The organism is Micromonospora sp. NPDC047730, from assembly GCF_043204765.1.
Taxonomy (GTDB): Bacteria; Actinomycetota; Actinomycetes; order Mycobacteriales; family Micromonosporaceae; genus Micromonospora.
Map to the genome: position 1 here is coordinate 310764 of NZ_JBIDCU010000005.1, position 6036 is coordinate 316799.

At 72.7% G+C, this 6036-nt stretch carries 7 protein-coding genes; 4 read left to right on the top strand and 3 right to left on the bottom strand.

Translation table 11 applies throughout. From position 1 onward, the window contains the following. Positions 1-74: 74 nt before the first annotated feature. Positions 75-872: an alpha/beta fold hydrolase gene (locus tag ACGF5G_RS15505; RefSeq protein WP_393263109.1), complete on the bottom strand. Its 798-nt coding sequence runs from the start codon at positions 870-872 to the stop codon at positions 75-77. Positions 873-993: 121 nt separating this feature from the next. Between ACGF5G_RS15505 and ACGF5G_RS15510 the strand changes: the two genes are divergently transcribed. Then, positions 994-1581, top strand: coding sequence for a GNAT family N-acetyltransferase (locus ACGF5G_RS15510; protein ID WP_393263111.1), 588 nt, complete (start codon positions 994-996; stop codon positions 1579-1581). A 74-nt stretch (positions 1582-1655) separates the two neighbouring features. On the opposite strand, the gene ACGF5G_RS15515 is transcribed toward ACGF5G_RS15510, so the two are convergent. Both ACGF5G_RS15515 and ACGF5G_RS15520 read right to left on the bottom strand, forming a co-directional pair. Beyond that, positions 1656-2102 (bottom strand): GNAT family N-acetyltransferase, encoded by a 447-nt coding sequence (locus ACGF5G_RS15515; RefSeq protein ID WP_393263113.1) that lies wholly within the window; start codon positions 2100-2102, stop codon positions 1656-1658. An 82-nt stretch (positions 2103-2184) separates the two neighbouring features. Further along, positions 2185-3987 carry a sigma-70 family RNA polymerase sigma factor gene (locus ACGF5G_RS15520; RefSeq protein WP_393263115.1) on the bottom strand — a complete coding sequence of 601 codons (1803 nt, stop codon included), beginning with the start codon at positions 3985-3987 and terminating at the stop codon, positions 2185-2187. A gap of 135 nt (positions 3988-4122) precedes the next feature. Between ACGF5G_RS15520 and ACGF5G_RS15525 the strand changes: the two genes are divergently transcribed. From ACGF5G_RS15525 to ACGF5G_RS15535, 3 genes are all read left to right on the top strand, one after another. Continuing rightward, complete coding sequence (locus ACGF5G_RS15525) at positions 4123-4998, top strand: hypothetical protein (RefSeq protein WP_393263117.1); 876 nt, start codon at positions 4123-4125, stop codon at positions 4996-4998. 281 nt (positions 4999-5279) lie between these two features. Continuing rightward, positions 5280-5591: a hypothetical protein gene (locus tag ACGF5G_RS15530; protein ID WP_393263119.1), complete on the top strand. Its 312-nt coding sequence runs from the start codon at positions 5280-5282 to the stop codon at positions 5589-5591. Between the two features lie 138 nt (positions 5592-5729). Then, positions 5730-6036: hypothetical protein (locus tag ACGF5G_RS15535; RefSeq protein ID WP_393263121.1), on the top strand; the 307-nt coding region annotated here is incomplete at its 3' end.

Below are 6036 nucleotides of genomic sequence, written 5' to 3' on the forward strand. Positions count from 1 at the left end.
GGGCGCGGCGGTGCTCCCGCGCCCGCCGCGCCCGGCCCCGGTCCGCGTCCAGCCCGGCCCGGCGGCTCCCGGCGTCAGCCGGGCGTCGCCACGGGATGGGTCAGGAACGGCAGGACCGCGGCCGGCAGCGCTGGCGAGGCCGCGATGTCGTAGTGGGTGAGCCCGGGCAGCACGGCCAGCCGGGAGGCCGGCCGGTCGGCGCCGTCCCAGCCGGCGTCCCGGTGGCCACCACCGAGCAGCCCGAAGAACTCCACCATGTGCGCCGTGCTGACCGAGTCGGCGTCGGCGAAGACGAGCAGAGTGGGCACGACGAGGGCGGCCACCTCGGCCGACCAGTCGTAGTCGCGCCGCAGCAGCTCGCCCGTCTTCGCCCAGAGCGTGGGCCAGTCCTCCGGCCGGGGCGCGATCCGCGTGTAGAGCTGGTGCGGCGGGGTGCCCCGCATCCGCTCGCCCGCCTCCTCGTCGGGCTCGGGCATGCCCGCCAGCACCTCCGGATACCAGCCCTGCCGCCGGCACGGCGCGGAGACGACGACCAGCCGGCGCACCAGCGCCGGATGCTGGATCGCGGTACGCAGCGCCACGCCGCCACCGAGCGAATAACCCAGCAGGTCTGCCTCGGCCAGGCCGAGCCGGGTGACAAGCGCCGCGACGTCGTCGGCCATCGACTCGAAACGCAGCGGACGGTCGACGTCGGCGGTGCGCCCGTGCCCCTTGAGGTCGACCGCGATCACCCGGCGACGCCCGGCCAGGGCCGGCAGGATCGCCGAGAACATCTCCACCGCCCCGAAGCCGCCGTGCAACAGCAGCAACGGCGGGCCCTCGCCGTGCTCCTCCCACCACAGGCGCAGCCCGTTGACCTCCGCGTAGCTCACCCCCTCATCCAACCTCGTCCGTACGGCATCCGCCGGCCGTCCGGCGGTGGGGCGGCCGAGGAGCTGTGCACCCGGGCACTGCGGACGGCGTACGGGGGCGAGGAGGTGGCACGATGACGCGATGTCGGTTCCCACGCGGGTCGCCCTGCGTCCGCAGTACCCGGTCCGCACCGAGCGGCTGCTGCTGCGGCCGCTGACCGGCGGTGACGTCGACGCGCTGCTCGCCTACCGCAGCCGACCGGACGTGTGCCGCTACGTGCCCTTCGAGCCGATGACCCGCCAGGTCGTCGTCGACCGGATCTCGTCGGTGTGGGCGCGCCGGGAACTCACCGACGAGGGGCAGTCGCTGACGCTCGGCGTCGAGGTCGCCGACACCGGCGAGCTGGTGGGCGACGTGGTGCTGTTCTGGCACAGCCGCCTGCACGGGAGCGGCGAACTCGGCTACGCGGTGAATCCCGCCTTCGGCGGCCACGGCTACGCCACCGAGGCGGCGCGGGCCCTGCTCCGCCTCGGCTTCGAGGACCTCGGCCTGCACCGCGTCGTCGCGCGGGTCGACGAGCGCAACGACCCGTCGGCGCGGCTGGCGCGCAGGCTGGGGATGCGGCAGGAGGCCCGCTTGGTCGAGAACGAGTTCTTCAAGGGCGGGTGGAGCACCGAACTCGTCTTCGCGATGCTCGCCGACGAGTGGGCCGCGCGTCGCGGGATCTGAACCTGCCGGGCCGAGGGGCCACGGCGACACGCACCGGAGGCCGCCGGCCGGCACCGGCGTGCCGTCCTCCCCGGCTACAGCCGCTTGCGCATCTGGAGAGCCGTCACCTCGAAGCCCATCTGTTCGTACAACGTCCGGGCGGGAAGGTTGAAGCCGAAGACGCTCAGGCCGATGGAGACGACTCCCCACTCCCGGCACAGCTTCTCGACCGCCTGGATCATGGCGCGGCCGTAGCCCTTGCGCCGCAGGTCCGCCCGCACCTCGAAGTCGTAGCCGAAGGCGTGCGGCCCGTCCGACTTCTGTTCGACGTGGAGCCACAACATGCCGACCTCGTCGTCGCCGTCGTAGGCCGCCCACAGGTGGTGGCCCTCCGTCGCCAGGCCGTCGGGCAGCAGTTTCCCGTAGTCCTCCTGCGCCTTTCGGCGCGCCTCCGGCAGTGGCATCGCCCCGGAATCGCAGATGTTCTGCGCGTAGCTCTCCTCCGCCCGCTCCCGGTAGCGGAGGTACTGCCTGTCGGTCATCGGCTCGAGCCTCAGGGTCACCATCCCCGGCACCGTATGCCAATCCCCGCTTCCGGGCTGCCCCGCGCAGCCGCCGTCCCGGCTATCCCGGCCGGACGCACGGGTCGGTGACCGTGTAGGTCGCGCTCCGCGCCGTGCGGCCGTCCGCTGTGGTCGCCCGTACGGACCAGGTCAGCGTCGGCGCACGCAGCCGCCCGACGGTCACCCGCGCGGCCGATCCGTCCGTCGTCATGGCCCGGACCGACGTCCTGCCCCCGGTGGGTGTCCAGTGAACCTCGGCACCGCCGAGCGCGGCACTGCCGGTGGCCTGCACCACGAGGCTGTACGTGTCCGCGCCACAGCGCACCCGCGCGGTGGCGGAGACCGTGAACCGCGCGGCGACCTGCGGTGTGCCGGTCGGCCGGGGCACGGTCGGTGGTCTGGAGGTGGCCGGTGCGGTGCCACCCGGCACCACACCGGGCGCGGCGGGCGCATCGGTCCGGGCGGCCCCGTCACCGCCCACCGGCCCGGCCACGGTCCCGGGCGTCGAGGCGGCGGCGCCGGCCGGCACCGGCGTGTCGGCTCGGGTGCCGGCTGGCGTGGCCGTGCCGGACGGCAGCGGCGCGACGGCAGGCCCCGCCGGGCCGCCGGCCGGTGATGCGAGCGCCTCGGACACCGGCCGGCCGGCGCCGTCCCGGCCGGCGGTCGGGCGACCGGTCGTCAGTGCCCAGGTGCCGAGGACGGCGAGAAGGATCAGTAGGGCCGCGGTCGCGGCCATCCGCCGACGGCGCCGGTCGCGGCCCGGCGGGGTCGTCCGCACCGCGTGGTCCGCACCGGCGGCGGGCCGGGTGGTACGAGACCGGCCGGATCGTGGCGCCACCGCAGGGTGCGTCGCACCGCCCGGCACCACCGCACCGCGCGGCACCGCCTCGCCGCCCGGGGCCACCGCCTCGCCGCCCGGGGTCACCGCCTCGCCGGCTGCCGGCGCGGGCCCGTCGACCGGTCCGTCCGCCGGCCCGTCACCCTCCGCCACGGAGGGCTGGTCCGTCGCACGCGCCGGATCCGTCGCCGGGTCGGCCGTGACCGGACTCGCCGGAGCGTCCGCCGTCTCGGCCAGGGCACCGGTCGCGCAGACCTCGGCCAGTCTCGGCCACACCGTGTCGGCGACGACCAGGAAGGCCGGCGCCGTGTACGCCGACAGCAGCACGGACGGGCTGAGCTGTTCCCGTCGGACCAGTCCGCACACCGCGCAGCTCTCGATGTGCCGCGAGACCCGCTTGCGCAGGGTCGGCGTGAGCCGCCCCTGCCAGCCGTCGATCAGGCCGGCGAGGGTGGGGCAGTCCCGGGCCCCGGTACGGGCCACCAGCAGCGCCCCCAGCGCCCGTTCGAGCTGCGAACGGGCACGCGACAGGCGGGCGTGCGCGTGGTTCGCGGGCACCCCGAGGGCCGCGCCGATGTCGGCGGACGACAGGTCGTGGCGGATGGCCAGGTGGACCACCTCGCGGTCGCCCGGGTTCAGCGCGGCGGCGGCGGTGTGCACCAGGTCGCGTACCTGCTCGGCGCTGACGCCCGTGGCCGGGTCGGCGGCGTCGGCCACCGGCTCGTCGGCCTCCTCCAGCGGCAGGGAGCGGGCCCGCTCCCGGAGCTGCCGGAGGCATTCGTTGCGCACGATCGCGTACAGCCAGGGGCGCAGCCGGTCGGGTTCCCGGAGCTGGCCGATGCGCTGGCTCGCGGTGAGGAAGGCGTCGTGGACGGCGTCCGCGGCGGCCTCCGGCTCGCGCAGCATGGTCCGGGCGTACGTGTACAGCCGGTCGGCGTACCGCCGGTACATGCCCTCCAGCCCGGCCCGCTCGCCGCGGCGCACCGCCTCGACCAGTGCGGTGTCGTCCTGTGCCGCCGTGTCCATCCGTGTCCCTCGCTGCTCCTCGACGCGTCCAGTAAAGCCGCCGAATTTTTTCTTCGGGAGTTTCTGTTGGCATCCCGACCCCACCGCGCTCCTACCGGTGTCATCGCTACGAACAATCCAGGAAGGAAAGACACCATGCGAGAGGGATCGAACCGCACCCGGTGGTCGCGTCGGACGGCCGCCGTGGGTGGGGCGGCGCTGAGCGCGCTCGTGCTCGGCCAGGTGGTCCTCACCGGGCCGGTGGCGGCGGTGCCCGGCCTGAGCATCAAGACGACGACCGGCCCCAGCAACACCTTCGCGAAGTCGCAGCCCGCGACGTGTCCGTCCGGCACCAAGGTCATCGGTGGTGGCGGCGCGATCACCGGCGCGGGCCTCGGGCAGGTCGGCATGGACATCATGCGGCCGCTGGTCGACGGCAACACGTACTCGGTGACCGGCCGTGAGGACGAGAACGGGGTCGGCGGCGACTGGGCGGTCACGGCGAGCGCGGTGTGCGCCCCCGCGCCCGCGGGCCTGGTGACCGTGTCCGGCAGTTCGGCGCCCAGCAGCTTCGGCACATCGAACTGGTTCGAAAAGTCCTGCCCGCCCGGCAAGCACGCCATCGGGGTCGGTGGCGCGGTCGTCGGGGCGTCGAACAGCGAGGTCGTCCTGGAGGATCTGCGCATCCACCAGAACAGCGTCGTGGTGGCGGGTGCCGAGGACGGCACCGGCTTCGCCGGCACGTGGTGGCTGGACGCCACCGCGATCTGCGCCGACCCGCTGCCCGGTGAGCAGCGCGTCATCAACGACAGCCTCTACAACTCCGCCGCCACCCGGTCGGCCGTGGCCACCTGCCCGCCCGGCACCCAGGTGCACGGAGTGGGCGGCGAGATCCTCGGCGGCGACGGCCAGGTGCGCCTGACCCAGATGCTGCCCACGACCTCGACCACCGTGACCGTCAGCGCCGCGGAGGACGAGGACGGCTTCAGCAGCAACTGGAAGGTGCGGGCGTACGCCGTCTGCGCGAACTGATCGCCGGCCTGCTCAGCGATACGACGACCTGAGACGCAGCGGGCCGCCGGTGATCCGGCGGCCCGCTGCGCGTGCTGGTCGGTGTGGGCGCGGCAGGTTCCGCACCTGTCGCCCCCTCGCCGCTCGTCCAGCGACTCCGCTCGCCCTGGCCGCCGTGGATTCGCGTCGCCGCCTCGGACAACCGGCCGTTGTCACGTGGATCCGATGAAAAGTCCTTAAACTCGGACGATAGCCGCAACCGCTCGGCCTGCGAACAGTCCTCACGGCAAGGATGAGCGCTCATGGACTCAGATTCGGACGAGGTAAATCTCAGCCCTGCCGAGCAGGAGGCGCAGGACAGGCTGCTGCAAGCTCTCGAAAGGGTCCAGACCATCTCGATGGCGCTCAACCATGTCGAGCATCTCCTGAATCCCGAAAACCCTTACACCCCAGCCATGAACACGCCGCCGGTCAAGGCTTTGCTGGGTCAGGTAGGTCCGGGTGAAACCGCCGAGGAACGGCGAGACGCCATGCTCGCACTTCAGGCGAGGCTGACGGTAGCCCAGAAGGAGTACGAGAAGGCACTGGAAGAGGCGAAGAAGGTTTCGTCATGATGGGCGCCGAAAACGGCCCGGGAACGGTGCTCGACCCAGCCTCACCATCACCCTCACCAGGATCCAAGGCGACTCGGGATGCGAAGAATAGACGCGATAGAGCCGTTCGCCTTACCCACCGCCTGACAGGGGGACACCATGACCGATGCCTTCACAACTGTATGGCGCCCGGGCGACGGCACGCAGTGGGTGCACTGGGGCATGTCGGAGGACGACTTCAAAGCCAAGGACTCCACCTACTTCCCACAAGGACTCCGCATCACCACCCTCCAGATCAAGGACGGAAAGTTCGCCGCCATATGGCGCCCCGGCGACGGCACACAATGGGTCCACTGGGGCATGTCGGAAGACGACTTCAAAGCCAAGGACTCCACCTACTTCCCACAAGGACTCCGCATCACCACCCTCCAGATCAAGGACGGAAAGTTCGCCGCCATATGGCGCC